The 23,803-nt window shown below is 64.2% G+C and carries 21 protein-coding genes, 2 pseudogenes and 1 other annotated feature; of the genes and pseudogenes, 9 read left to right on the top strand and 14 right to left on the bottom strand.

Translation table 11 applies throughout. From position 1 onward, the window contains the following. Nucleotides 1-702 (bottom strand): pentapeptide repeat-containing protein, encoded by a 702-nt coding sequence (locus F3Y30_RS08915; RefSeq protein ID WP_203426088.1) that lies wholly within the window; start codon nucleotides 700-702, stop codon nucleotides 1-3. A gap of 165 nt (nucleotides 703-867) precedes the next feature. Next, nucleotides 868-1,761, bottom strand: coding sequence for a LysR family transcriptional regulator (locus F3Y30_RS08910; RefSeq protein WP_203426087.1), 894 nt, complete (start codon nucleotides 1,759-1,761; stop codon nucleotides 868-870). 147 nt (nucleotides 1,762-1,908) lie between these two features. Between F3Y30_RS08910 and F3Y30_RS08905 the strand changes: the two genes are divergently transcribed. The 3 genes from F3Y30_RS08905 (at nucleotide 1,909) to F3Y30_RS08895 (ending at nucleotide 5,385) form a co-directional block, all read left to right on the top strand. Beyond that, a complete protein-coding gene (locus F3Y30_RS08905) occupies nucleotides 1,909-3,105 on the top strand; it encodes an MFS transporter (RefSeq protein WP_203426086.1) in 1,197 nt (398 codons plus the stop codon). Nucleotides 3,106-3,176: 71 nt separating this feature from the next. Further along, nucleotides 3,177-4,010: an aldo/keto reductase gene (locus F3Y30_RS08900; protein ID WP_203426085.1), complete on the top strand. Its 834-nt coding sequence runs from the start codon at nucleotides 3,177-3,179 to the stop codon at nucleotides 4,008-4,010. A 205-nt stretch (nucleotides 4,011-4,215) separates the two neighbouring features. Further along, complete coding sequence (locus tag F3Y30_RS08895) at nucleotides 4,216-5,385, top strand: MFS transporter (protein ID WP_203426084.1); 1,170 nt, start codon at nucleotides 4,216-4,218, stop codon at nucleotides 5,383-5,385. A 3-nt stretch (nucleotides 5,386-5,388) separates the two neighbouring features. Here the strand turns inward: F3Y30_RS08895 and F3Y30_RS08890 are convergent, their stop codons facing one another. Continuing rightward, on the bottom strand, nucleotides 5,389-5,778 hold the full coding sequence (locus F3Y30_RS08890) for a hypothetical protein (RefSeq protein WP_203426083.1): 390 nt from the start codon (nucleotides 5,776-5,778) through the stop codon (nucleotides 5,389-5,391). A gap of 246 nt (nucleotides 5,779-6,024) precedes the next feature. Between F3Y30_RS08890 and F3Y30_RS08885 the strand changes: the two genes are divergently transcribed. Further along, nucleotides 6,025-7,566, top strand: a complete 1,542-nt coding sequence (locus tag F3Y30_RS08885) for a helicase HerA-like C-terminal domain-containing protein (RefSeq protein WP_203426542.1) — start codon at nucleotides 6,025-6,027, stop codon at nucleotides 7,564-7,566. A gap of 18 nt (nucleotides 7,567-7,584) precedes the next feature. On the opposite strand, the gene F3Y30_RS08880 is transcribed toward F3Y30_RS08885, so the two are convergent. The 3 genes from F3Y30_RS08880 to F3Y30_RS08870 all read right to left on the bottom strand — a co-directional run bounded on the left by F3Y30_RS08880 (nucleotide 7,585) and on the right by F3Y30_RS08870 (nucleotide 9,278). Beyond that, on the bottom strand, nucleotides 7,585-8,355 hold the full coding sequence (locus tag F3Y30_RS08880) for an RES family NAD+ phosphorylase (RefSeq protein ID WP_203426082.1): 771 nt from the start codon (nucleotides 8,353-8,355) through the stop codon (nucleotides 7,585-7,587). Further along, nucleotides 8,315-8,692, bottom strand: a complete 378-nt coding sequence (locus F3Y30_RS08875; RefSeq protein ID WP_203426081.1) for an MbcA/ParS/Xre antitoxin family protein — start codon at nucleotides 8,690-8,692, stop codon at nucleotides 8,315-8,317. The genes F3Y30_RS08880 and F3Y30_RS08875 overlap by 41 nt, the downstream gene beginning before the upstream one ends. A gap of 163 nt (nucleotides 8,693-8,855) precedes the next feature. Beyond that, on the bottom strand, nucleotides 8,856-9,278 hold the full coding sequence (locus F3Y30_RS08870; protein ID WP_203426080.1) for an organic hydroperoxide resistance protein: 423 nt from the start codon (nucleotides 9,276-9,278) through the stop codon (nucleotides 8,856-8,858). A gap of 168 nt (nucleotides 9,279-9,446) precedes the next feature. On the opposite strand from F3Y30_RS08870, the gene F3Y30_RS08865 reads away from it, so the two are divergent. Then, complete coding sequence (locus F3Y30_RS08865) at nucleotides 9,447-9,875, top strand: MarR family transcriptional regulator (protein ID WP_203426541.1); 429 nt, start codon at nucleotides 9,447-9,449, stop codon at nucleotides 9,873-9,875. Between the two features lie 34 nt (nucleotides 9,876-9,909). Here the strand turns inward: F3Y30_RS08865 and F3Y30_RS08860 are convergent, their stop codons facing one another. The 4 genes and pseudogenes from F3Y30_RS08860 to F3Y30_RS08845 form a co-directional block, all read right to left on the bottom strand. Further along, nucleotides 9,910-10,710, bottom strand: coding sequence for a L,D-transpeptidase (locus tag F3Y30_RS08860; RefSeq protein ID WP_203426079.1), 801 nt, complete (start codon nucleotides 10,708-10,710; stop codon nucleotides 9,910-9,912). Nucleotides 10,711-10,924: 214 nt separating this feature from the next. After that, nucleotides 10,925-12,570 (bottom strand): annotated as a pseudogene (locus F3Y30_RS08855) (cisplatin damage response ATP-dependent DNA ligase). Nucleotide 12,571: 1 nt separating this feature from the next. Further along, a complete protein-coding gene (locus tag F3Y30_RS08850; RefSeq protein WP_203426540.1) occupies nucleotides 12,572-13,582 on the bottom strand; it encodes a ligase-associated DNA damage response exonuclease in 1,011 nt (336 codons plus the stop codon). Nucleotides 13,583-13,644: 62 nt separating this feature from the next. Continuing rightward, entirely contained in the window at nucleotides 13,645-14,091 is a 447-nt protein-coding gene (locus F3Y30_RS08845; RefSeq protein ID WP_203426078.1) for a MarR family transcriptional regulator, read from the bottom strand. 115 nt (nucleotides 14,092-14,206) lie between these two features. Between F3Y30_RS08845 and F3Y30_RS08840 the strand changes: the two genes are divergently transcribed. Then, nucleotides 14,207-14,683: a DUF1579 domain-containing protein gene (locus F3Y30_RS08840; protein WP_203426077.1), complete on the top strand. Its 477-nt coding sequence runs from the start codon at nucleotides 14,207-14,209 to the stop codon at nucleotides 14,681-14,683. Between the two features lie 27 nt (nucleotides 14,684-14,710). On the opposite strand, the pseudogene F3Y30_RS26705 reads toward F3Y30_RS08840, so the two are convergent. Continuing rightward, nucleotides 14,711-16,873: pseudogene (locus F3Y30_RS26705) on the bottom strand (diguanylate cyclase); the annotation flags it as partial. Nucleotides 16,874-17,285: 412 nt separating this feature from the next. Between F3Y30_RS26705 and F3Y30_RS08830 the strand changes: the two are divergent. Continuing rightward, entirely contained in the window at nucleotides 17,286-18,653 is a 1,368-nt protein-coding gene (locus tag F3Y30_RS08830) for a TIGR03808 family TAT-translocated repetitive protein (RefSeq protein WP_203426076.1), read from the top strand. A gap of 129 nt (nucleotides 18,654-18,782) precedes the next feature. Here the strand turns inward: F3Y30_RS08830 and F3Y30_RS08825 are convergent, their stop codons facing one another. The 3 genes from F3Y30_RS08825 to F3Y30_RS08815 all read right to left on the bottom strand — a co-directional run bounded on the left by F3Y30_RS08825 (nucleotide 18,783) and on the right by F3Y30_RS08815 (nucleotide 21,180). Next, nucleotides 18,783-19,283 carry a copper chaperone PCu(A)C gene (locus F3Y30_RS08825; RefSeq protein ID WP_203426075.1) on the bottom strand — a complete coding sequence of 167 codons (501 nt, stop codon included), beginning with the start codon at nucleotides 19,281-19,283 and terminating at the stop codon, nucleotides 18,783-18,785. A 61-nt stretch (nucleotides 19,284-19,344) separates the two neighbouring features. Continuing rightward, entirely contained in the window at nucleotides 19,345-20,724 is a 1,380-nt protein-coding gene (locus F3Y30_RS08820) for a PepSY domain-containing protein (RefSeq protein ID WP_203426074.1), read from the bottom strand. 66 nt (nucleotides 20,725-20,790) lie between these two features. Next, nucleotides 20,791-21,180 carry a hypothetical protein gene (locus F3Y30_RS08815; protein WP_203426073.1) on the bottom strand — a complete coding sequence of 130 codons (390 nt, stop codon included), beginning with the start codon at nucleotides 21,178-21,180 and terminating at the stop codon, nucleotides 20,791-20,793. A 312-nt stretch (nucleotides 21,181-21,492) separates the two neighbouring features. Here F3Y30_RS08815 and F3Y30_RS08810 point away from each other — a divergent pair, with 312 nt between their 5' ends. Both F3Y30_RS08810 and F3Y30_RS08805 read left to right on the top strand, forming a co-directional pair. Continuing rightward, nucleotides 21,493-21,936 (top strand): DUF1801 domain-containing protein, encoded by a 444-nt coding sequence (locus F3Y30_RS08810; RefSeq protein ID WP_246752919.1) that lies wholly within the window; start codon nucleotides 21,493-21,495, stop codon nucleotides 21,934-21,936. Between the two features lie 179 nt (nucleotides 21,937-22,115). Further along, nucleotides 22,116-22,171 (top strand) — a sequence feature (sul1 is cis-regulatory element that is thought to sense ions involved in sulfur or methionine metabolism; They are found in Alphaproteobacteria). Nucleotides 22,172-22,240: 69 nt separating this feature from the next. Further along, a complete protein-coding gene (locus F3Y30_RS08805) occupies nucleotides 22,241-23,701 on the top strand; it encodes a SulP family inorganic anion transporter (protein WP_203426072.1) in 1,461 nt (486 codons plus the stop codon). Nucleotides 23,702-23,803 lie beyond the last annotated feature (102 nt).

The following is a 23,803-nucleotide window of genomic DNA, read 5'->3' as shown; positions in this document are numbered from 1 at the left end:
TCAGTCGTAGGTGCAGGGCCAGTCGGTCGGCGTCGTCAGGCCTTCCGGCAGCTTCGTATCGGCGTTGCCGCAAGCCAGTTCGATCTGCGCCTGCTCCAGTCCCTTGGCGCCCGACAGGTCGAGACCGTCCAGCCGGGTCAGGAACATGAAGGCACGGTCGAAATCGATCGGGCCGGCAACCGTGGCACCGGTCAGATCGGCGCGAGAGAGATTGGAGAGCGAGAAGCGCGCCCCGGTGAGGTCGGCCTTGGTAAAATCAGTGCGGGCGAGCTCCGCCTTCTCGAAATTGGCGCCCGCGAGCTTCGCGCCGTCGAAGTTGGCGCGCTGAAGCTCGGCGCTGACGAACAATGCCTTGTTCGCCGAGATGCCCGCAAAATTGGTCCGATAGGCCTCGACACGCGTGAAGTTGGCGCCCTCTGCCGTAACGCCTTTCAGGGAAGCACGAACGAGGTTGGCCTTTTCCAGGTTGGCCGATGTCAGATTGCTGTCCCTGAGGTCGGTCAGCGTCAGGTCGACATTGGTCAGGTTGGAGCGCGTCAGGTCGCTGCCCTGAAGGACCAGGCTCTTCTTGCTGCAATCCGTCCAGTCCGTTTCCGGCGCGGGCGTGCTCGAGCAATCGGCCGCCCGGGCGGCGATCGGGGTCCCCATCGCGACAAGCAGCGTCAGCGCCAGCGCGCGACCTGCCGACTTGCACCGGGGCATGGCCCCGACATCCGATTCGTTCCGGTGTTCTACGACCACATCCATCATGCCACTCCAAGCCCCTGCGATGCGTTCGCCTCGATCATAACTCCTCATCGAGGCGAACCGTTCCCGAACTTAAGTCCTCCGCGAACCGAATGAAAGAAGATCAGCGCCGATCGATCTTCAAATTCTCGTTGCCAGGAAATCGATGAAGGCGCGGATGCGGGCCGCGAGATGCTCGTGGCCGGCGAAGACCGCATGAACCTGCTCGGGTTCCAGGGGATTGTAGTCCTCGAGAACCTCGACCAGCGCACCGCTCTGGAGATCCTTTTCGACATGGAACTTGCCGATGCGGGCAATACCGAGACCCTGCAGGCAGAACTGCCGGGCGACGGAGCCGCTGGCCGCCCGCAGGTTGCCGGGGGCCGGGCTTGAATAGACGGCGGCGCTTCCCGGATCACGAAACGGCCATTCGCCAGGCGCCCTGCCGAAGGTGAAGGTGATGCAGTTGTGGTGGGCGAGATCCTCGGGCTTCTGCGGCACGCCGCGCCGTTCGAGATAGTCCGGCGCGGCGATCGTGATGCGATGGCTCTCCAGGAGCTTGCGGGCCTTGAGGGTCGAATCGCGCATGGGGGCGGTGCGGATCGCCACGTCCGTACGCTCCTCGATGAGATCGATGAGGCCGTCAGTCAGGGTCAGCTCGAGCTGGACCTCCGGATAGAGCTCCAGAAACTCGCCGGCGAGCGGGAGGATGTAACACTCGCCGAAGCCGACGGTCGCATTGACGCGCAGAGGCCCGCGCGGCGTGGCGCGTGCACCGTCGGCAACGACGCGCTCCGTCTCGGCGATATCCGCCAGTATGCGCCGCGCCCGCTCGAGATAGACCTCACCCTCCGGCGTCGTCTCGAGCCTGCGCGTCGTGCGCACGAGAAGGCGTGTTCCGAGCCTGTCCTCGATCCGGTTCACGAGCTTGCTGACAGCGGAAGGCGACAGGCCGAGGCGGCGCCCGGCGGCGGAAAAACTCTTGAGGCCAGCGGCGGTCACGAAGACCTCCATCTCGCCTGCGCGATTGTCCATGTCTGCCTCCATCCGTGAATTCAATTCAAAGATACTTGTCTCATTCCATGGATTATCGAACAAGTAACTTTGCGCCATATTCCGCCACGAACGATCCTCCCTGTTCCATCAAGACCGCCGGCCCCATGGCCGCGGCAGGAGAAATTTATGCCTCTTGCCCTCTTCGCCCTCACGATCGCTGCCTACGCGATCGGTACCACCGAGTTCGTCGTCGTCGGCCTGCTGCCGACGGTCGCCGACGATATCGGCATCACCCTGCCGCTCGCCGGCCTCATCGTCTCCGTCTACGCGCTCGGCGTCACCTTTGGCGCTCCGGTGCTGACGGCGCTGACCGGCCGGGCGGCGCGCAAGCCGCTGCTGCTTGGCCTCATGGCGCTGTTCATAGCCGGCAACTCGCTTGCGGCGCTTTCAGCTTCGTACGAAATGCTGCTCGTTGCCCGCGTCCTCTCGGCCTTCGCGCACGGCGTGTTCTTCTCCGTCGGCGCGACAATTGCTGCAGAACTCGTGCCGGAGAACCGGCGCGCCTCGGCAATCGCCATGATGTTCATGGGCCTGACCGTCGCCATCGTCACCGGCGTTCCGCTCGGCACACTGATCGGCCAGACCTTCGGCTGGCGCGCAACGTTCTGGGCCGTGGCAGGCCTCGGCGTGGTCGCCTTTGCCGGCATCGCCGCACTTCTGCCGGCAAACCTCCACCGGCAGCAGGCCGCGCGCCTGATCGACCAGGTCCGGGTGCTGAGTTCCGGCCGCCTGCTGCTCGTCTTCGCCATGACGGCGCTCGGCTATGGCGGCACATTCGTCACCTTCACCTATCTCGCACCCGTGCTGCAGGAGATCACCGGCATCTCGGAAAGCGGCGTCAGCCTTGTGCTGGTGCTCTACGGGCTTGCGATCGCCATCGGCAACATAGCCGGCGGAAAGATCGCCGACCGCAATCCGGTGAAGGCGCTGACATTCCTCTTCGCCTTGCAGGCGGCCGTTCTGGTGCTCTTCACCTTCACCGCACCCTCGCCCATACTGGCACTCGCGACGCTTGCCGCACTCGGCTTCCTCTCGTTCGCCAACGTCCCCGGCCTGCAGCTCTATGTGGTGCAGCTTGCAAAGCGCCACAGGCCCGCTGCCGTCGACGTCGCCTCGGCGCTCAACATCGCCGCCTTCAACCTCGGGATTGCCGCAGGCGCCTGGATCGGCGGGCTCGTCGTCGCCTCGCCGCTCGGCCTCGGCGCCACACCCTGGGTGGGCGGGATCCTGGTTGCCGGCGCGCTCGGGCTGACAATCGTCTCGGGTCTCCTCGACCGGAGGGAGGACATGCCGAGCGAGGAAGCGCTTCCCCGGCCGGCCTGACGGCCGCCTCCCCCCGACATTGCAGGCGCCGCACATCCCCGCGGCGCCCTCACCAACAAAGGAGACTTTTGATGAAGACCGTCACAGCCAACGGCACCCAGCTGCCCCAGCTCGGCTTCGGCACCTTCCGCATGGCGGAAGACCAGGTGCTGTCCATCCTCCCCGAGGCCATGAAGGTCGGGTTCCGGCACATCGACACCGCCCAGATTTATGGTAACGAGGCGGCTGTCGGCGCTGCGATCCGGGCATCCGGCATCGCGCGCGGAGAGATCTTCCTCACCACCAAGGTGTGGGTCGAAAACTACGGTCCAGATGCCTTCCTCGCCTCGGTCGAGGAAAGCCTGCGGAAGCTGCAAACCGACCATGTCGACCTGCTTCTCCTGCATTGGCCGAACGAGGCCGTGCCACTCGCCGACCAGATCGCCGCACTGAACCACGTACGAGAAAAGGGACAGGCCCGCAGCATCGGTATCAGCAATTTCAGCACAGCGCTGATGGCGGAAGCCGTGTCCCTCAGCGACGCCCCGCTTGCGACGAACCAGGTGGAGTACCACCCCTATCTCGGCCAGACGAAAGTCATCGAGGCGGCCAGAGGCTACCAGATGGCCGTGACCGGCTACTTCGCGATGGCGGATGGAAAAGTGCTCGGGGAGCCGCTTCTCCAGGAGATCGGCGGCCGCCACGGCAAGTCGGTGGCGCAGGTGGTACTGCGCTGGCTGATCCAGCAGCCCGGCGTGGCGGCCCTGACCAAGACGGCCACACCGAGCAGGCTCAAGGAGAACTTCGACATCTTCGACTTCGACCTTTCGTCTTCGGAGATGGCCGCGATACACGGTCTCGCCCGCCTCGACGGGCGGATCGTCAGCCCGGACGGCCTTGCGCCGCAGTGGGACGAAGCGGCGTAAACTTCGAGACCCGCCCATCCCGGGCGGGTCTTCCCCATCACTTGGACCCTACCCGCGAGCCGCATGTTTCCCCGCTCGTGCTCGGCTACGTTTCCTCGCACCACGGCAATGGGCGATCTCCTTCCCGAGACCGGCGCCCCATTCCCTTTTCCCGGCGCCTCCGGTAAGAAACTGCGGTCGCGCGCTCGCGGCACGGGGAGTTTTCATGCAGTCCGATCAGGCCCTTGGGGCTCATTCCACGCCCGACTGGCCGGCGATCGCGGCGGTCATTCTCGGCGTTACCGCCTTTTCCGTTGCGCAGGGCGTGACCTATCCGCTGATCTCGCTGACGCTGGAGGCGCGCGGGGTTTCGTCCACGCTGATCGGCATCAATGCGCTCGGGTTCGCGCTAGGGCTCGGCCTTGCCACGCTGATGCTCGGCCGTCTCACCAACAGGTTCAGGCCCGACCGGCTGATCATCGCCGGCCTGATCGGCTGCTCGCTGTGCCTTGCGACGTTCTCGGCCTTTACCTCGATGTGGGTCTGGTTCGGGGCACGCCTTGTGCTCGGTTTCAGCTCCAGCCTCATCTTCATGCTGAGCGAGGCGTGGCTGAACGTCGCCTGCCCGGACCGGCTGCGCGGGCGCATCTCGGGCGTCTATGGCGCCAGCATATGCGGCGGCTTTGCCGCCGGGCCGCTCGCCATTCCGCTGCTCGGCACCTCGGGCGGCCTCGGCTTCGCGCTGACGGCCGTCTATCTGGCGCTCGTCGCCTTCGCGACGGCGATCCTGATGTTCTCGACGCGCACCGTCCCGGAACCTTCCTCCACGCGTGACCTTTTCCGCTTCTTCCGCCATGCGCCGATGCTGGCGGCAATGGTCTTCGCCTTCGGCTTTGCGGATATCGCGGCGATTTCGGCCATGCCGGTCTACTTCGTGAAGACCGGACACACCGAGGCGTTCGCCGCATTCAGCGTGACCGTGCTCGCGTTGCCGACCGCAATCGCCCAGCCCTTCATCGGCGTCCTGCTCGATCGGCTGCCGCGCCATCGCGTGGCGGTATGCTCGGCCTGCGTCGCGGCGCTCAGCTACCTGGTCGTGCCCGCGCTCGAACACCCCGCAGCCATTCTTACCGCCTTTGCGACGATGGGGGCGGCGACCTTCGCGCTCTACACCTGCGCCCTGACGATGCTTGGAGAGAAGTTCCGCGGCCCGATGCTGGTTGCGGGCAGCGCCGCGTATGCGCTCGCCTACGCGGTCGGAAGCGGCGTCGGTTCCAGTGCAACCGGAGCCATCATGGAGGTCGGCGGCCCTCAGGCGGGGCCGCTTTCGGTTGGCATAGCGCTTTCAGCCTTTACCGCCGCCTTCATTTTCGGAGGACGGCGGAAGGAGAGCTGAGCCTCAGACGAACTGGCTGAGGCCGGGAACGGAGCCGACGACCTCGTCGACCACGTCGCTGCCCGCATGCTCACGGGCGATCGAAATGGTCTCCTTGGCAAGACCTGTGATCTCGCCCATGCCGAGGCCCTCGCTCATGAGGGACTGGCCAAGCGCCATGATGCCGCCACCGCCGAGCGCACCGAGAAGCCCGCCGAGCAGGCCGGTCCCCTCGCCCTCGCCATTGTACTTGGCGACAAGCTCGGAAGCGCCGGGAATTGCTTCGATCATTTTCGCGACAGGCCCTTCGGCGGCCTCGCGCTGCAGGAAGCCGAGCATCATGCCGATCGCCTTTTCGGCAAGCGCTGCATCGATGCCGACAGCATCGGCCACGCGGGTAACGAGTTCACTCATGGAAGTCTCCAGATTATTTTGACGTTGACGTCAAGGTAAGTAAAATCCGCAGCGAACTCAAGCCCGTGGCTGCAAATATGCACGGCGGCAAGCGTGCTGTTGATATCACGCGGCAACCTTATAAAGTCTCAGTGACGATTCAATGGAAAGATGCGGGACGAGCGTCTCCGGAAGGGGACAAACCCGATCCGCCAGCCGGCACAGCAGGGAGAGACCCAAGTGAGCGAGAGCGTTCTTCAGGACGGCATGGTCTATATCGGCACGAGCCGCAAAACGGATGACACCATCAACAAGGCCGAGTACCTGACGCTGAAATTCGGCAACCGCCACGGGCTCGTAACCGGAGCGACGGGCACGGGCAAGACGGTGACGCTGCAGGTCCTCGCCGAGGGCTTCTCCAACGCCGGCGTGCCGGTCTTCTGCGCCGACGTCAAGGGCGACCTTTCGGGTGTGGGCGCAATCGGAGAACCCAAGGACTTCCTGCTGAAGCGCGCGCAGGAAATTGGGCTCGAGCCCTACGACTTCCAGGAATTTCCGGTGATCTTCTGGGATCTCTACGGCGAGAAGGGCCACCGGGTCCGCACCACGATGTCGGAAATGGGGCCACTGCTGCTTTCGCGGCTCATGAATGCCACCGACGCGCAGGAGGGCGTGCTTAACATCGCCTTCAAGATCGCCGACGAGAACGGGTTGCCGCTCCTCGATCTCAAGGACCTTCAGGCGCTGCTCACCTACATGGGCGAGAACGCGGGCGAGCTTTCCAACAAGTTCGGCTTCATTTCCAAGGCCTCGGTCGGCTCCATCCAGCGCGAACTTCTGATTTTGGAACAGCAGGGTGCGGAACATTTCTTCGGCGAGCCGGCGCTCAAGGTCAGCGACATCATGCGCACGACCAATGACGGGCGCGGCGCGATCTCCGTGCTTGCCGCCGACAAGCTGATGATGAACCCGCGCCTCTACGGCACCTTCCTTCTCTGGCTGCTTTCGGAGCTCTTCGAGGAACTGCCGGAGGTCGGCGACCCCGACAAGCCCAAGCTGGTCTTCTTCTTCGATGAAGCGCACCTGCTGTTCAACGATGCGCCCAAGGTGCTCGTCGAGCGCGTGGAGCAGGTTGTCCGCCTCATCCGGTCGAAGGGCGTCGGCGTCTACTTCGTGACGCAGAATCCGCTCGACGTGCCGGAGACCGTACTGGCGCAGCTCGGCAACCGCCTCCAGCACGCGCTGCGCGCCTACACGCCGCGCGAACAGAAGGCGGTGAAGACCGCAGCAGAGACCTTCCACCAGAACCCGGCATTCGACTGCGCGACCGTCATCACCCAGCTCGGGACAGGCGAGGCCCTGGTTTCCACGCTCGAGGGCAAGGGTGCCCCCTCGATGGTCGAGCGCACGCTGATCCGGCCGCCGGCCTCAAGGGTCGGGCCGCTGACGGAAGCCGAACGCGCGGCGGTCATCAAGGTCAGCCCGGTCGCCGGCCTCTACGACGAGGATTTCGACCGCGAGTCGGCCTACGAGATCCTGGCAGCCAGGGCAAAGAAGGCGGCGGAAGCCGCTGCGGCGCAACAACAGGCGGAAGAAGCCGCAGCGCAGGATACCGGCGGCAGCCGCTGGACCCTGCCCGGCTTCGGAAACGACGAGCCCGCCGCCCCCGGCAAGCCCTCCAAACCACGCTCTTCCGGATACCAGCGCGAAACGGTGGCCGAAGCCGCGATGAAGACGGTGGCGAGAACCGTCGCCTCGTCTCTCGGCAGGGCGCTTGTGCGCGGAATTCTCGGCAGCCTCAAGCGCTAGCGGGAGCCATCTGCCGCCCTAGCCCCGGTTCCAGCGCATCTCCCGGATACGGGGATCCGCGGCGAAGGCATCCGGCGGAAAGGCAAGCCGCACGACCGGAAAGTCGCAAATCGCCTGCACGCCTGCGGGGGAAAGACGGATGCGCCAGGTCTGGCGCTCCAGCGGCTGCGGAGCGGCGAAAGCTCCGGCGGACAGAAGCGCGACGTTGGAGCCGCCTCCGGGATCCCGAACGGAGCGATAGCGAATGACGTCGACGGAGGCCGCACGCGCGGTATCGGCCAACGCCTGGCATGCCGAATAGTCGGTCAGGTGCGTCCATGCCGCGCTGTCTCGGTCGAACGGTGGCCGGGTGAGATCCACGGCAGCTCCGGTCATCACCGAAGCGGAGAAGGCGGTATAGTCGGCCGCATCGGCAGGCCACGGCGTATCCGGCGACTCAGCGTAGAAAAGCAGCCTGTAGAAGGCCATTTCGGCCAGTGCCGTCGAAACTCCTTCGGCGGCATAGTAGACGCCGAGCGTGCGCCCTGCCCTGCGGAACCGGGAGCCGTGGGGATAGATGGCACCGTAGCGGAAGGGTGTGGCGAGCAGATAGTCGAGCCCGGCGCATTCCGGCGGCAGGACCGGCTTGCTCTCTTCCAGGATGTCTTCCAGCAGTGCCTGCTCGTCCAGCGTATCGACGAGCTTCAGCGTCGAAACGCGATGCTGCGCCTCGACCAGCCGCCATACGCTTGCCGCGTAGGCGCGGGCCTCAGACGAGAGCGCGTCGGGCGTCCAGATAGGCAAGGACATCGGTGAGGCCGGAAATCGTTGTTATGCGTTCCGCCGGCTTGCCGCCAAGCGCGCTGTTCGATGCGCCGATCCAGGCGCGTGCGACTGCTTCGTCGCCGCCGGTGATGGCATCGAGCGATCGGAAAAGGCGGACGAACAGGATGGCGAGTTCGAAGGGCTTGGTGCCGCGTTCGAGAAGAAATTCGCGTCGGCGCATGCGCGACACGGTCGCCTCGGAAACGCCGATGACGGCGGCAAGCGCCTTCGCCGTCAGACCCAGCCGCTCCGCAGCGGCGGTCGCGGCCTTGGTGATGACGACGCCTTCATTTGACGGCCGGGCCACGGGTTTGCGATCCACGATCCACCTTCCTTTCTACAGAAATAATATAGCACTATTTCTTCTGCAGACAAGGCGTCGTTGACGGTCTCCGCCGACCATCCCTCCCCTTCAATGGGAGATGGGAGGAAAGTCCCGCTGCGCCCGCTGGCGTCGAAGCCAGAGGGCGCGGGCGGGTATGCAATCAGGCGACGGTGGTCTTCACGTCGAGATTTCCGCGCGTCGCATGGCTGTAGGGGCAAACGACGTGAGCCTTCTTGACGAGGTCTTCCACCACGGCCTTGTCGACGCCGGGCACGGAAACCTCGAGCGCCGCCTCGATGCCGAAGCCGCCGCCGTCCTCGCGCGGGCCGATGCCGACCGTCGCGGTCACCTTGGCATCATCCGGGATCTTCACCTTTTCCTTGCCGGCGACGAACTTCAGCGCGCCGAGGAAGCAGGCGGAATAGCCTGTGGCGAAGAGCTGTTCGGGATTGGTGCCGCGTGCACCGTCGCCGCCGAGTTCCTTGGGAACCGTCAGCGTCACATCGAGCACGCCGTCTTCCGATGCGCCATGACCAGCGCGACCACCCGTTGCAAAGCCCTTAGTCCTGTACAGAATAGGCATGACCGTTCTCTCCTTTTGTTGATGTCCAATTCGATGCATGATTGATAGCGCATTATTTAATTGTGCGCAATATAATTTTGCACATTGCAACTCCGGAGTATTCCTGCGACAATTGCGACCATGATCGACAATGGTGACATCCTTGAGACATCGGGCGCGGACGACCGCATGCTCGAACTCGGCGAGCAGCTCTGCTTCGCCGTCTATTCTGCCGCGCATGCCTTCACGCGCACCTACAAGCCCCTGCTGGATCCCTATGGGCTGACCTATCCGCAGTATCTGGTGATGCTGGCGCTCTGGCAGGAGGACAACAGGACGGTGAAGGCGATCGGCGAGGCGCTGAACCTCGACTCGGGAACGCTCTCCCCCCTGCTCAAGCGGCTCGAGGCGAGCGGATATGTGACGCGCAAGCGCGATCGGGACGACGAACGGCAGGTACTGATCGCATTGACCGAACAGGGCCACGCCCTCAAGAGGAAGGCGTTCGGCATCCTGAATGAGCTTGGAAAGGCGACCGGCTGTTCGCTCGAAACCGTCAGGAACCTCACGGCCGAGCTGCAGTCGCTGACCAGGAACCTCCGGCAGTCCGAAGGCTGATCAGGCGAGACAGGGACCGGCGAGCGCAAGCGCTCTAGAGGACGAGGATCGGAGTCTTGTTCGGAACGCGATTGTAGAGATCGATGACGTCCTGGTTGAGCATGCGGACGCAGCCGGACGACGTCGCCCTGCCGATCGATTTCCATTCCGGCGTGCCGTGAAGGCGATAGAGCGTGTCCTCGCCGTTCTGGAAGATGTAGAGCGCGCGAGCGCCGAGCGGGTTTGCAAGTCCCGGAGACATGCCGCCGGCGGCCGCGGAGTATTTCGCAAGCTCGGGCTGGCGGGTGACCATGCTGTCCGGAGGCGTCCAGCGCGGCCAGCTCTGCTTCCACTGGATCACGCCGCGCCCCGACCAGGCAAAACCTTCGCGCCCGATGCCGACGCCGTAGCGCATGGCCCGCCCATTGGGCTGCGTGAGGTAGAGATAGCGGTTGGAGGTATCGACGATGATCGTGCCCGGCGCCTCGCCGAAGGGATCGTCCACCTCGCGCCGCCAGAAGCGGGCGTCAATCTGCCGATAGGGCACCGCGGGGATCTGGTAGCCGCCGTCGATCCTGGTCGCATAGATGCCGGCATATTGCGGATCGGTTTCCGGCAGGCCCGTGGGCAGGATCGGCTCCTCGTAGGGACCGTAGTCGGCCACCCGGCCTTCATAGACACTGCCTGCCGCTCCGCCCGGCTGCCCTTCGAATTCCGGATTGCGGTAGACCGGCTCGGTCTCGTAACGGAAACGGTCGGTGTTCATCGAGGACGTGCATCCGGCAAGCCCCGCCAGCCCGGCAAGACCGAACAGGCTGAGGACGGAACGGCGGGAAAGATCGAGTTCTGAAGCCATATGGAAGCACGCATTCCGGTTTTGACGAACGAGATGGCCCTGCCCCGCCGAATCGAATCGACGCGGGACGGAGACCAGGTTCTATCTGGTATCTTGCAGAGTTTGTTGCAAATGCGGCTGGCGTGGGGCTTACCGATACCGCAGACAGCCCGTGCCGGCGTAGGACGAGGCCGGCCAGGATCGTTCCCGCCGACGGAAGAAAGGGCTCACGCGGTCAGGAGGCTTCGTCTTCGACCGGAGCGGAGGTCGAATCCACCATCGCGACAAGCGTTTCAAGCCGGTCGGCCTCGACGGGAAGCTTGTCCTGCCTCAGTCGCGATATCCGCGGGAAGCGCATCGCGACACCGGACTTGTGACGGGACGAGCGGTTGATCCCCTCGAACGCAACCTCCACCACGAAGCCGAAACCGGGCTCGGCTCGCACGGCCCGAACCGGCCCGAAACGCTCGACCGTATTGTTGCGGACGAAGCGGTCGAGAATCTCGAGTTCCGCATCCGTGAAGCCGAAATAGGCCTTGCCGACCGGTACCAGAACGTCGCCCTCCAGCCCCGCCGTCCAGACGCCGAAAGTGAAATCGGAATAGTAGCTCGAGCGTTTGCCGTGGCCGCGCTGGGCATACATCAGCACCGCATCGACATTGTGGGGATCGCGCTTCCACTTGAACCAGGGCCCCTTCATGCGTCCCGCCTGGTAGGCGCTGTCGAGCCGCTTGATCATCACGCCCTCGATGACCGGATCGGGGGGATCGGCCCGGAGCCTCTCCAGTTCCTCCCAGGTCGAAAACGGCACCAGCGGCGAGAGATCGAAGCGATCCTCCGGCGCCTGCTCGATCAGGGCCGCCAGCTTCTCCCGCCTCATGAGAAAGGATTCCGGCCGGATATCCCTCTCCCCCTCGAAGAGAAGATCGTAAGCGCGAACGAATGCCGGATACTCCTCCGTCATCTTCGCGCTGACAGTCTTGCGGTTGAGCCGCTGCTGCAGGTCGGAGAACGTCCGCGTCGGACTGTCGGACCGGAACGTTCCGCCCACCAGCAGTTCGCCGTCGACCACGCCCTCGAAGGCGATCGCCGAGAGGATGTCCGGAAAGGCAGCGGAAATGTCGTCGCCCGAGCGCGAATAGAGCCGCCGCGTCTCCCCCGACGACGAGAGCTGCACCCTTATGCCGTCCCATTTCCATTCGGCGGCAAAGTCCCGGGGTCGAGGGCGTCGAGATCGCCGCTGCCGACCGGATTGGCGAGCATGACGGAGTGAAAGATCGCCGGCGTGGCAAGGATCGGCCGCCCGGAGCGGCCCTCAAGCCAGGAAAAGAGTGACACATAGGGCGGCTGCAGCCCATGCCAGAGCGTCTCGATCTCCGTGACGTCGCGGCCGGAATAGTCAGCAAGCGCCTGCTTGGCGAGCCTCGCGGATACGCCGATGCGCAATCCCCCGGTGACGAGTTTGAGGAAGGCAAAGCGTGCGGACGGGTCGAGCCGGTCGAGCAGATCGCGCACCACCGAGCGGGCCTCGGTACGGCCGAGCGAATTCATCCGGGCGACGACATCGCCGAGCCGCGGTTGGCCAGCATCGGGAACGACGTCCTTTCGTTCCTGGTCCCACACGAGCGCTATCGTCTCGGCCAGATCGCCGACATAGTCGTAGGAATAGCGGAAGAGCACCTCGTCCATGCGCTCGAGCGTCAGTTCGCGCAGCATGGCGGGCTTCACGCTCTTCAGGTCGAGCGTACCGGCAATCGCCGCGAGGCCGTAGCCCCGGTCGGGGTCGGGGGTCTTGCGGAAATAGTCGGCGAGAAGCGTCAGCTTGCCGTTTCGGGACGGAGTGAGCACCAGGCGGTCGAGCAGGGTCGCGAAGGCCTTCATGTCAATCGCCCTCGTCCTCGTAGCCGACGAGATGCAACGGGCGCGCCGGGGTGCCGGCGAGCTCGCACCAGCGCACCAGCGCTTCCTCGCGACCGTGCGTGACCCAGACCTCGCCGGGCGAAAGCTCGCCGATGGTCGCCGTCAGCTCCGGCCAGTCGCAGTGGTCGGAGATCACAAGGGGCAATTCGACGCCTCCCTGCTTCGCCCGCTGACGGACCATCATCCACCCTGATGCGAAGGCAATGAGCGGCTCGACGAAGCGCCTTGCCCAGCGGTCCGCGAAGGCCGAGGGCGGGCCGACGATCACCGCGCCGCGAAAGTCGGTCGCGTCGCCCTTCTCGCGGGTCGCCGGACGCAGCTCTCCGAGATCGATGCCGCGCTCGACATAGTAGTCGCACAGGCGCTGCAGCGAGCCGTGAATGTAAATCGGGCTGTCGTAACCGCAGTCGCGCAGCAGGCGGATGACGCGCTGCGCCTTGCCGAGCGAATAGGCCCCGACGAGATGGCTGCGTTCGGGGAACTGCCCGAGAGACACGAGGAGCTTGCCGATCTCGTCCTTGGGATCCGGATGGTGGAAGACCGGGAGGCCAAAGGTGGCCTCCGTGATGAAGACATCGCAGGCAACGGGCTCGTAGGGCGTGCAGGTCGGATCGCGGCCGCGCTTGTAGTCTCCGGAGGCGACGATGCACAGGCCGTCCTTCTCTATGGCGATCTGGGCCGAGCCCAGCACATGGCCGGCGGGATGGAAGGACACGGCCACGCCGCCGACATCCAGCACCTCGCCGAGACCGGCGGCCTGCGCGGAGCCGCAGAACGGGTCACCGTATCTGATGGCCATGATGTCCAGCGTCTCGCGGGTCGCGAGCACCGATCCGTGGCCGGCCCGCGCGTGGTCCGCGTGACCGTGGGTAATCAATGCCCGGGCAACCGGCCGCACCGGATCAATGTAGAAGTCGCCGATCGGACAATAGAGGCCCGCGCGCGCGGGATGGAGGAGCTGGTCTGGCTTCATGCCCATCAACATAGCCCTGCCGGCGCAACTTGCCAGAGCAGGACCCAGATCAGGTCAATGGTTCAGGCGATTGACTTCAGGCCGGTTCTGAGAGCGTCGGGATCACTGGAGTCGAGGCCGGCCTCCAGCATCTCATGGGTTTCCTTCCAGACCGGCAGCGCCTGCGACAGCAGCACGACGCCTTCCGGCGTCAGTTTCAGCTTCCGGCTGCGCTTGTCCCTGGGATCGGCTGCGACGACGACGAGACCGCGGCGTTCGAGCGGTTTCAATGCGGCCGTCAGCGTCGTGCGGTCCATGGCAAGCAGGGCTGCGACGGGGTTCATGCCGGGCGGTTCGGGACGATTGAGCGACATCAGCAGCGAGAACTGGCCATTGGTCAGACCATAGGGTCTCAACGCATCATCGAACCGCCGTGCGAGGGCTCTCGCCGCACGCTGCGCGTGAAGACACAGGCAATGGTCGCGCACATAGAGCGTGGTTTCGTAGGGGACGGCTGGATATTTCGTCATAATGCACTACTGTTGATATCAACATACCAATGTCAAGAGGACTGCAGGAAATGTGTAAATCCGGGGATCGAAGCCGATCGGCGACGCCGGTCACCGGGCCAGGCAGGAGGGCGCCATGCAGGCAGAAATCTCTACCCAGCACCTCTGGCTGGAACGGCTGGTCGGAGACTGGTCCGTCGCCGCTGACGCGATAACCGCACCGCCCCCTGACCCGAAATGGTCGGAGCACGCGCGAACGATCGGGGGCGGTCTCTGGTTGCTGTGCGAAGGTCAGGGAGAAATGCCGGCCGGCGGCCCCGGACAGACGCTCATGACCCTCGGTTTCGATCCGGTCAAGGATCGCTATGTCGGAACCTGGGCGGGCTCCATGATGACCCATCTGTGGATCTACGAGGGCATCCTCGAGCCGACCGGCAATGTGCTGACGCTGAGTTGCGAGGGGCCGGACTTCGAGAACCCGAAGAAATCCGCCCGCTATCGCGACGTCATCACCTTCATCGACGAGGATCACCGCACGCTGACCGCACTCATTCAGCAGACGGACGGCAGGTGGCACAAGCTCATGGAACTGCACTACTGGCGCCAGAAATGAGAGCCGCCTACCGGCTCTCCCCGGTCAGAGGCTCGGGATTCTGAGGAGGGCTTCGAGCGCCCGCGGTGCGATCGGGCGGCTCAGATAGTAGCCCTGTATTTCATCACAGCCGCTCTGGCGCAGGAAATCCATCTGCTCGCGTGTTTCCACGCCCTCCGCGATGACACGCAGTTGCAGCGTATGGGCAAGCGAAATGATCGCCTTGGCAATTGCTCCATCGTCGGTGGCATCTGGCAGATCCTTGACGAAGGACCGGTCGATCTTCAAGCGCCCGACCGGGAAGCGCTTCAGCGCGCTGAGGCTTGAATAGCCCGTGCCGAAATCGTCGATGGCAAGTTCGACGCCGAGGTCCGCCAGCCTGCGCATGGTCGCCACCGCCTGGGGCACGTCCTCCATGATCAGGCTTTCGGTGATCTCGAGTTCGAGGTAACGGCCCTCGAGACCGCTCTCCTCCAGCGCGGCCGCGACCTTCTCCACCCAGTCCTTCTCCTGGAACTGTCTCGCCGACACGTTAATGCTGACCACGATCGGCGGAAGGCCTGCCTGCTGCCATGCCTTGTTCTGCCGGCAGGCGGTGCTGAGGATCCACTCGCCGATCGGGGAGATGAGACCCGTTTCCTCGGCGAGCGGAATGAATTCTCCCGGTGCCAGCAGGCCACGCTCGGGATGCTGCCAGCGGATCAGCGCCTCCACGGCAAAGATGCGGCCCGTGGTCAGGTCCATCTGCGGCTGGTAGTGCAGAACCAGCTGCGACGTGGCGATCGCCTCCCGCAACTCCTCCTGCCGCACCAGCTTCTCGCGTGCGTGGCTCGCCATCTCGGTCGAGAAGAATTGCAGGGCGTCGCGGCCGATCTCTTTCGAGCGATACATGGCGGCATCGGAATTGGCGAGCAGTTCCAGAGCGTTGCGGCCGTGGTCCGGATAGACCGCGACACCCATGCTGCAGGTTACCTTCAGGCTGCGCCCTTCGAGAACGACCGGGCGGGCAATGGCGGAACGCAGCCCTTCCAGCAGCTCTTCCATGGTCTGGCCCGCGGGCGGCTCTCCCGGGACGAGTACGACGAACTCGTCTCCCCCAGCCGGATGACCGCATCCACCGGACGCAGACACTCGAGCATCCGCTCCGTGACGACCCTTAAGAGTTCGTCGCCGGCATTGTGACCGAGGCTGTCATTGACCAGCTTGAAGTTGTCGAGATCGATGAAGGCGATCGTAACCTTTCCGTCGCGATCGTCCGCATCCTCGATGGCACTGGCGATGCGCTCGTTCAGCATGCTGCGGTTCGGAAGTCCCGTCAGCGTGTCATGGTGGGCGATGAACTGGATCCGGTCTTCCGCCTCCTTGCGCTCGATCGCGATGCCGGCAAGGTCGGCGGCCATCGACACGAGCCTGGTGCAGGCGGGCGTGGGCGTGCCCGGCTTTCGTGAGTAGAGAGCGAAGGATCCGAGGATCTTGCCCTGGTAGGACCGGATCGGCGAAGACCAGCAGGAGCGGAACCCGTAGGGTTCGACGAGCTCCCGGAAATCCTTCCAGAGCACGTCTTCCCGAATGTCCGAGACGATCACCGTTTCGCCCCGCCACATGGCGGTGCCGCAAGAGCCGACCTCCGGTCCGATCTCGACACCCTCGATGAGTCGGCAATAGGCGGGATCGAGGTTCGGCCCCGAGCCGAGACGCATGCGCTTGCCGTCCGCGGAGAGAAGCAGGATCGATCCCATCACACCCGGAATCTGCGCCTCGATCAGGTTGATCAGTGTCGCGAAGATCTCGGACAGGAGCGCGCCGCGCGCGATCATCTTCAGGAGGTTAGCCTGGCCTGCGTGCAGGCTTTCCTCCCTCTTGCGCTCGGTGATGTCGTGCGACGTGCCGACGATGCCGATGATTTCGCCTTCCTCGTTTCGAACCGGCAGCTTCGAAGTGAGCATCCACCTTGTGTTGCCGGAGGCGTCGCGGATCAGTTCCTCCTTGTCGAGCATCGGTTCTCCCGTCCGGAAGATTTCCTGCTCGGCGCGGAAGGTTTCGAGGGCGACATCCAGCGGGTGCAGGTCGAAATCCGTGAGGCCGATGAGACTTGTCGTTCCGCCCCGTCGATAGTCTTCGGCGATCGCGCGGTTCGCAATCAGGAACCGGCTGTTGCGGTCCTTGAAGTAGAGATAGCCGGGAGCGCCGTCGATTATCGCGTCCAGCCAGAGGTGACGGTCCTGCTGATCGAAGGAGAAAAGGCGCGAGGCCTCCGCCAGGAGCCGCTCGCCTGCAGAAATCAGGCGGAGGGTCGGCTCGACGGAATCGTCCACCTCAGATGTTGGGGTCGATGATGCAGGCTTGCGCAATCACATGTCTCCCTCACGGGCACGACCGAGGGCCTGTGCCTTCACACGCGCGAAGGCTACACAGCAAGGGTTATGCAAAGTTGAAATCAATCGGTGAAAAGCCATCTATCCCGATGGACACCGATCCGTCCGGGCACACCATCAGGCTCCGAATCCGGACATCGCGGGGGGCCAAAACGCTCCTTTGCCCCGCCAAACGGCCCGATCCGTGCCAGATCGGCACAGTTTCCGGTGGCACGATTCCTGCACTCTGCTGAGCGCAAGGAGAAAACATGGTAAGCAGACGGTTATTTCTCGCCTCGCTCGCAGCGACCGCCGCAGGCGCCGCCGCACCGGCACATGCCGATGCGGGGTTTCCTGTTCTCAACGCCGATCTTCGCGGCAGCATGGACGCGTCCGAGCACGGCCTGCGCCCCGGCGCGGGCGATCGAAAGAGCAAGGCCTTCGGCAAGCTCGTCAGGGAGGCGGCGGCGAAGAACATGCCCGTGTTCCTTCCGGCCGGCGACTACGTGATCTCCAACATCGACCTGCCCGACAACACCCGCATCAGCGGCGTGCCAGGGGCGACGCGCATCCTTTACAGCGGCGACGGGCGGCTCTTCACCGCCGACGGCGCCAAGCGCATCGAGTTCGCCAATCTCGTCATCGACGGAGGCAACCGCTGGCTGGACGATACCGTCCAGGCGCTGCTGAACTTCGCCGGCGTCTCCAATCTTGCGATCGAGAACTGCGAGATCACGGGTGCTTCGAAATCGGCGATCTCGATCGAACGCTGCGGTGGCCGCATCGAGAAGAACCGTATCTCCGGCGCCGGCGACTACGGCATCTACGCTGTCGAGAGCAAGGAACTCTCGATCGTCGGCAACACGGTGTGCGACAATGCCAACGGGGGCATCCTCGTGCATCGGTGGCAGAAGAGCGAGGACGGGACCATTGTCAGCGGCAACCGTGTCGCCCGCATCGCCGCAACGCGCGGCGGCACCGGAGAATATGGCAACGGGATCAACATTTTCCGCGCCGACGGCGTGATCGTCACGAGCAACCATGTTTCGGACTGCGCCTTTTCCGCAATCCGCTCGAACGCCGGCTCCAACGTCCAGATCTCCACGAACACGTGCCTCAGGTCCGGCGAGACCGCGATCTATTCGGAGTTCGGCTTCGAGGGCGCGATCGTCAACGGCAACCTGATCGATGGCGCGGCAAACGGGATCCTCATCGTCAATTTCGACGAGGGTGGCAGGCTGGCCTCCGTCACCGGCAACGTGGTGCGCAATCTCCACCTCGAGGGTCCCTACCGCCACGACGGTGCCGGTTTCGGCTTCGGCATAGCCGTCGAGGCCGATACGGTCGTCTCCGGCAACACGATCGAGAACGCCGCCAAGTGGGGGCTGATGCTAGGCTGGGGCCCCTACATGCGCGGGCTTGCGGTGAGCGGCAACCTTGTCCGCAACGCTCCCGTCGGCTGCGCGGTCACCGTGGTCGAGGGAGCCGGTTCGGCCCTCATTTCCGGCAATCTCTTCGAGGACACGCCCGGAGGCGCGATCGCGGGGTATCGCTGGAACGAGCGGGCGACAGGCGATCTTTCCGCGGACGCTACGGAATACGCACATCTGACCATCGAGAAAAATCGTACTGGCTGAACAAGCCGGCGCTCTCGCCGGTCACAAGTTGCACCTCTTCGCTTTGCCCGAATGAAGAGGTGCGTGGGCGGATGAGGGAAAGGCGCCTGGCGCCGCCCTCATCCGCTCTTTTTTCTGCTCTGGCCGAAGCTACATCTTGTGTTCGACGTGGGGCTCGTCAGCCTTCCCCTCGCCGGTCGCGGCACCCTTCCTGGCCGCTTCGACCTTGAACTCGACGTCGATCGAGCCTGCCTTCGCGAAGGTGAGTTTCGCCTTGATCATCTCGCCCTCGACGAAGGGCTGCTTGATGCTCATGAACATCACGTGCAGGCCGCCCGGCTTCAGCTCCACGGTGGCACCCGGCGCGATCTCGACGCCTTCCGCGAGCTGGCGCATCTTCATGACGCCGTCCACGACCGACATTTCATGAATCTGCACGTCGTCAGAAACATCGGAGGTGATGGCGACAAGGCGATCGGGCGCGCTACCGTGGTTGATGATGGTCATGAACCCGCCACCGACCGGCTGGCCCGGCAGCGTCGCCTTGGAGGCGGGATGGTGGATTTCGAGATCGCCCAGCTTGAACTCGTGGGCGAACGAAGCAGTCGCCGAGATCACCAGAGCGGCGAGAAGCATGAGGACGCGTTTCATGTAAGGTTCCTTCATTGGAGAACGGCGGTTTGCTGCCCCGCGCGGACGGGGCAAGCTTTCGTCAGGACAGTGCACGCCTCAGCGGCGGCACGAAACGCACGACAAGCTGGTCGAACGCGATCATGGCAAGGATCGCGAAGCCCGTCAGCGGGAAAGCGAGGCCGAAGACGCCGGCGATCAGCCAGAGCCCGATGTAGATGCGCTTGTCGCGCGGCGCAGGCGGCACCCCTATGCGTCCGCTCGGGCGACGCTTCCACCACATGACGACGGCCGTGACGCTTGAAAGCACGATGGCGAGGCAGGTGGCAAGCATGAGCAGTTGGCTGAACAGCCCCCATTCCCGGCCCTGATGGAGGTTGATGCCCCATTCGATCGCCTTTCCGGTCAGCGGATACTGGCCGAACGCGACATCGACGAGCACCTTGCCGGAGTACTGGTCGATGTGCAGCGTGCGCTCGCGCGAAAGTTCGGCGGGGAAGATGGCGGCGGTGTAGACACCGGTCTCGCCTGACGGTGGAGACATTTCGTACCCGGGCAGCATGCCGGCTGCGTCGGTTATCGCGACTGCCCGGTCGAGCCCGATCGGCGCGGCAGGCGCGGTTGCGGCCGAAGATTCGGGAACCGGTGCGTTTTCCATCAGCCAGTTTGCCTTGGGCAGCACGTCGGTGGTCACCAGCGTCGAAGCCGGGACGTCGTCCCAGAGCTCGGCCGGATAGCCCATGCCGTTCGCCGTCAGATAGGCGTTGACGCCCGACCCCCAAAAGCCCGACCAGAGAAGTCCGGTCGCGGCAAGGAACAGGATGAGACCGCCGGCGGCAAAGCCGGTGACGGCATGGAGGTCGCGCCAGAAAACCCGGCGGGACGGCGTGCCGCGGACGGTCACGACGCCGCCGGACTGCTTGCGCGGCCACCAGAGATAGATACCGGTCAGCACCAGCACGATGGTGAAGCCCGCCACGATCTCGATAATCACTTCCCAGGAATCACCGAAGTAGTCGAGACTGTGGAGATCCTTCACAACCTCGTTGAACTCCTCCTTCGCTCCCACCTTGTCGAGCACGGCGCCATCGGAGGGATTGACGAAGACGAGGACGTTGCCGGCCTCTGTGCCGACGGTCACGCGGGCCGAGCGGTCCTGCCCCGCAGGCGTGCGGTAGCTGGAAAAGGTGCTGCCGGGAACGGCTGCGAGCGCGCGCTCGACGATCTCGGAGGGTGCCATCCGGCTGTCGGAAACCGTGACGTAGTTGCGGTCGCGAAACAGGCTCGCATCGATTTCGTCGTTGAAGAGATAGAGCGCGCCCGTGATCGACAGGCTGACGAGGAAGGGGACGACCAGGAGCCCCGCGAAGAAATGCCATCGCCAGATGGCGCGGTAGAGGCGCTGAGAAAGCGCGGAGGTGTCTGCGACGGCGAGTGCCGGTGCATCTGAAATGACGGACATGCTTGTGACCTGTTGAATGACGTGACGATCGCGCATCGGGGCCACCGAACGCGCAGGGAACGAATGTCAGATCAACAGGAAGGGCGGTGCCCGAGGCGGTGCACCGGGTTGGTAGCGCGCGCCGCCTTGTGCAGCATCGACCAGAGGGCGGTGAGCGACGAGCCGGAAGGGCAGGACGAGACCGACAAGATCGGCAGGGGCCGGGACGAGCATCGCGCTCCCGATCCGGCAGGCATCGCAGCTCGTGCCGGCGGGGTGAGGCTTCTTGGTCGGATGGGCCTCCTGGTTGTGGCAGAGATCGCCGATGGTGCCGTCCGGAAGCGTATAGGCAGCGATCTCAGCGGGCGACATCGGCACGGATGCCATCGCCGGCTTGTGGGCGAAACCGACCATGAGCAGTGCGACCGCGCAGAGCATGCGCAGGACCATCGCCCATTGTCCGGTCGTCCGTCTCATCCGAAAACCCCGTCCGCACCGCGCGGACCGCATCGCCAATATCGATCCGCCGCAGGAGCGTCAATGCGGCATTGCGCCCGCTTTCGGTCGATTGCGACAATCCAGTCGAGCAACATGCCGCGAGCGCAACCGCGCCCATGCTCCGGCAATACAGGGAAAATTGCAACCGGTCGCATCTCGATGATTCAAGAGGAGCAACTCTGCAGCGCAGGCCGCCAGGGATGCCTTTGCTTCGCGGGCGGTCAGAGTTGTGCTAGTGAGGCGATAGACCGGCCCACCGAAGCAGGATCATGCGTTGTCGAGGAGACTGTCGTGCCCAGGAATGACATTGCCGCTGCCCCGGATGGAAAGGGGCAAGAGCCTGCCTCCCAATTGATAGACGCGAGGATCAAGGAACTCGGCGATTGGCGAGGCAAGACGCTCGCCCTGGTGCGAAGCCTCATCAAGCAGGCCGATCCCGAAGTGATCGAGGAGTGGAAGTGGAGAGGCGTTCCGGTGTGGTCGCATGCCGGAATAATCTGCACCGGCGAGACCTACAAGAATGTCGTGAAGATGACCTTTGCCAAGGGTGCCTCATTGGAGGATCCCTCGGGCCTCTTCAATTCCAGCCTCGAAGGCAACACGAGGCGCGCGATCGATATCCACGAAGCGGACGAGATCGACGAAAGGGCACTGAAGGCGCTCATCCAGGCCGCAGTGGCATTGAACATGTCGGCGCGCGCCACCCGCCCCGCGAAGAAGCCAAAGAGCGCTTGAGGGCGTGGCTGGAATGACTGAAATCGGCGGAACCGGAAGACCGGTCCCTTCCGCATGACGCGGAAGGCGGCCATCCCGCAGTCGAAGAATTTTCGCGCGATCGGGTGTGAGCCTTCCACCACCGCGGGCAATCTCATGTTGCAACGCAGAAAAAACGGGGTCATATAGATCCCACTCACCACGGACCCGGTGAAACTCCGGGTGGCTCTTCTGGCCGCCGATCCGCCAGACCACGCAAAACCTTCATGCGATCCAGATTGCCCGCTCCACGGAGCGCGTTCGGCATGATTTGCGAGAATTTCCCATGCAACTTTCATCATTCCATCGGAACTGGGCGGCCAATCCCGTACGCGAGCTGCTCGCGGGAGCGGTTGCGACATTCGCGCTGATCCCCGAGGTTATCGCCTTTTCCTTCGTCGCGGGCGTCGATCCGCAGGTCGGACTGTTTGCTTCCTTCGTGATCGGCATCGTCATAGCCTTCACGGGCGGGCGTCCTGCCATGATTTCGGCTGCAGCGGGATCGGTGGCACTTGTGGCGGCGCCCCTGGTTCATTCGCACGGACTCGCGTACCTCCTTGCGGCCGGGTTGCTGGCCGGCGTGTTTCAAATCCTGTTCGGGCTTCTGCGCCTTGGCGTCCTCATGCGGTTCGTCTCGAAGTCGGTCCGCACGGGCTTCGTCAACGCGCTGGCGATCCTGATCTTCGCGGCCCAGCTTCCGCACATCATCGGAGGAGACTGGCTTTCCTATGCCATGCTCGCTGCAGGACTGGCGGTCATCTATCTTGCCCCCAGGATCACAAGCGCGATCCCCTCGCCGCTGATCTGCATCCTCGTGCTGACCATCGCGTCGATGGCTCTGCAACTTCCCGTCATGACCATCGCCGACCTCGGGAAACTGCCGGACTCTCTTCCTGTCTTCGGTTGGCCGGACGTTCCGTTGACCTGGGAGACGCTGACGATCATCGCGGGACCGGCGCTTGCCATAGCCATGGTCGGCCTGCTCGAATCCATGATGACGGCCAGTGTCGTCGACGACCTTACCGGTACTCCGAGTTCGAAGAACAGGGAGTGCACAGGCCTCGGCATCGCCAACGCAGCCGCAAGCCTGTTCGGCGGGATCGCGGGCTGCGGCATGATCGGCCAGACCGTGAGCAACGTAAAGTATGGCGGTCGCGGTCGGCTCTCCACCCTGTTCGCGGGTGCCTTCCTGCTGGTGTTGATGGTGCTGCTCAAGCCATGGGTTTCCCAGGTCCCCGTCGCCGCCCTGGTGGCCATCATGGTGATGGTGTCGATCGACACCTTCGACTGGTCGTCGTTGCGCTCGATGGTCGGCCATCCCAAGATGTCCAGCACGGTCATGGTCGCCACCGTTCTCGTCACGGTGTTCAGCGCCAACCTGGCTTTGGGCGTCACTGTCGGCGTCCTTCTGAGCGGCGTCTTCTTCACCTTCAAGGTCGCCCGATTGCTTCGGATAGAATCCGATGCCTCGGAAGGCCGTCTGACGTATCGTGTCTCGGGCCAGGTGTTTTTCGCTTCCGCCGATATGTTCGTGGAGGCCTTCGACATTCAGGAGGCGAGCGGCATGACGGTCCTGATCGACCTGTCGGAAGCGCACTTCTGGGACATCACCGCCGTCGCGGCTCTGGAGAAGGTAATCGACCGGTTCAAGACGCACGGGATAGCCGTGGACGTCCTGGGGCTGAACCAGGCGAGTTCGACGCTGATCGCAAGCCTCAACGGATCGATGGAACTGAAAGAGGTGTGAGCCGCGCCGGCGGCTCCCGGTTTCAGGTCTGGCCGGGTCGAGACACGAGACGACGCAGGGCGAGAGCGATGCCGTCGCGTCGCCTCATGTTTCGTTCACGAT

Source organism: Sinorhizobium sp. BG8 (genome assembly GCF_016864555.1).
Taxonomy (GTDB): domain Bacteria; phylum Pseudomonadota; class Alphaproteobacteria; order Rhizobiales; family Rhizobiaceae; genus BG8.
This window is presented reverse-complemented; position numbering and strand designations above follow the sequence as displayed.

Bases quoted from the DNA above. Each gene is read 5' to 3' on its own strand.
- F3Y30_RS08815 (WP_203426073.1), bottom strand. From the start codon at position 21,180: ATGAGACGGACGACCGGACAATGGGCGATGGTCCTGCGCATGCTCTGC.
- F3Y30_RS08850 (WP_203426540.1), bottom strand. From the start codon at position 13,582: ATGAAGCCAGACCAGCTCCTCCATCCCGCGCGCGCGGGCCTCTATTGT.
- F3Y30_RS08885 (WP_203426542.1), top strand. From the start codon at position 6,025: ATGGTCTATATCGGCACGAGCCGCAAAACGGATGACACCATCAACAAG.
- F3Y30_RS08805 (WP_203426072.1), top strand. From the start codon at position 22,241: ATGCAACTTTCATCATTCCATCGGAACTGGGCGGCCAATCCCGTACGC.
- F3Y30_RS08860 (WP_203426079.1), bottom strand. From the start codon at position 10,710: ATGGCTTCAGAACTCGATCTTTCCCGCCGTTCCGTCCTCAGCCTGTTC.
- F3Y30_RS08865 (WP_203426541.1), top strand. From the start codon at position 9,447: ATGCTCGAACTCGGCGAGCAGCTCTGCTTCGCCGTCTATTCTGCCGCG.
- F3Y30_RS08900 (WP_203426085.1), top strand. From the start codon at position 3,177: ATGAAGACCGTCACAGCCAACGGCACCCAGCTGCCCCAGCTCGGCTTC.
- F3Y30_RS08845 (WP_203426078.1), bottom strand. From the start codon at position 14,091: ATGACGAAATATCCAGCCGTCCCCTACGAAACCACGCTCTATGTGCGC.
- F3Y30_RS08820 (WP_203426074.1), bottom strand. From the start codon at position 20,724: ATGTCCGTCATTTCAGATGCACCGGCACTCGCCGTCGCAGACACCTCC.
- F3Y30_RS08825 (WP_203426075.1), bottom strand. From the start codon at position 19,283: ATGAAACGCGTCCTCATGCTTCTCGCCGCTCTGGTGATCTCGGCGACT.
- F3Y30_RS08905 (WP_203426086.1), top strand. From the start codon at position 1,909: ATGCCTCTTGCCCTCTTCGCCCTCACGATCGCTGCCTACGCGATCGGT.
- F3Y30_RS08915 (WP_203426088.1), bottom strand. From the start codon at position 702: ATGCCCCGGTGCAAGTCGGCAGGTCGCGCGCTGGCGCTGACGCTGCTT.
- F3Y30_RS08880 (WP_203426082.1), bottom strand. From the start codon at position 8,355: ATGTCCTTGCCTATCTGGACGCCCGACGCGCTCTCGTCTGAGGCCCGC.
- F3Y30_RS08895 (WP_203426084.1), top strand. From the start codon at position 4,216: ATGCAGTCCGATCAGGCCCTTGGGGCTCATTCCACGCCCGACTGGCCG.
- F3Y30_RS08840 (WP_203426077.1), top strand. From the start codon at position 14,207: ATGCAGGCAGAAATCTCTACCCAGCACCTCTGGCTGGAACGGCTGGTC.
- F3Y30_RS08870 (WP_203426080.1), bottom strand. From the start codon at position 9,278: ATGCCTATTCTGTACAGGACTAAGGGCTTTGCAACGGGTGGTCGCGCT.
- F3Y30_RS08830 (WP_203426076.1), top strand. From the start codon at position 17,286: ATGGTAAGCAGACGGTTATTTCTCGCCTCGCTCGCAGCGACCGCCGCA.
- F3Y30_RS08890 (WP_203426083.1), bottom strand. From the start codon at position 5,778: ATGAGTGAACTCGTTACCCGCGTGGCCGATGCTGTCGGCATCGATGCA.
- F3Y30_RS08910 (WP_203426087.1), bottom strand. From the start codon at position 1,761: ATGGACAATCGCGCAGGCGAGATGGAGGTCTTCGTGACCGCCGCTGGC.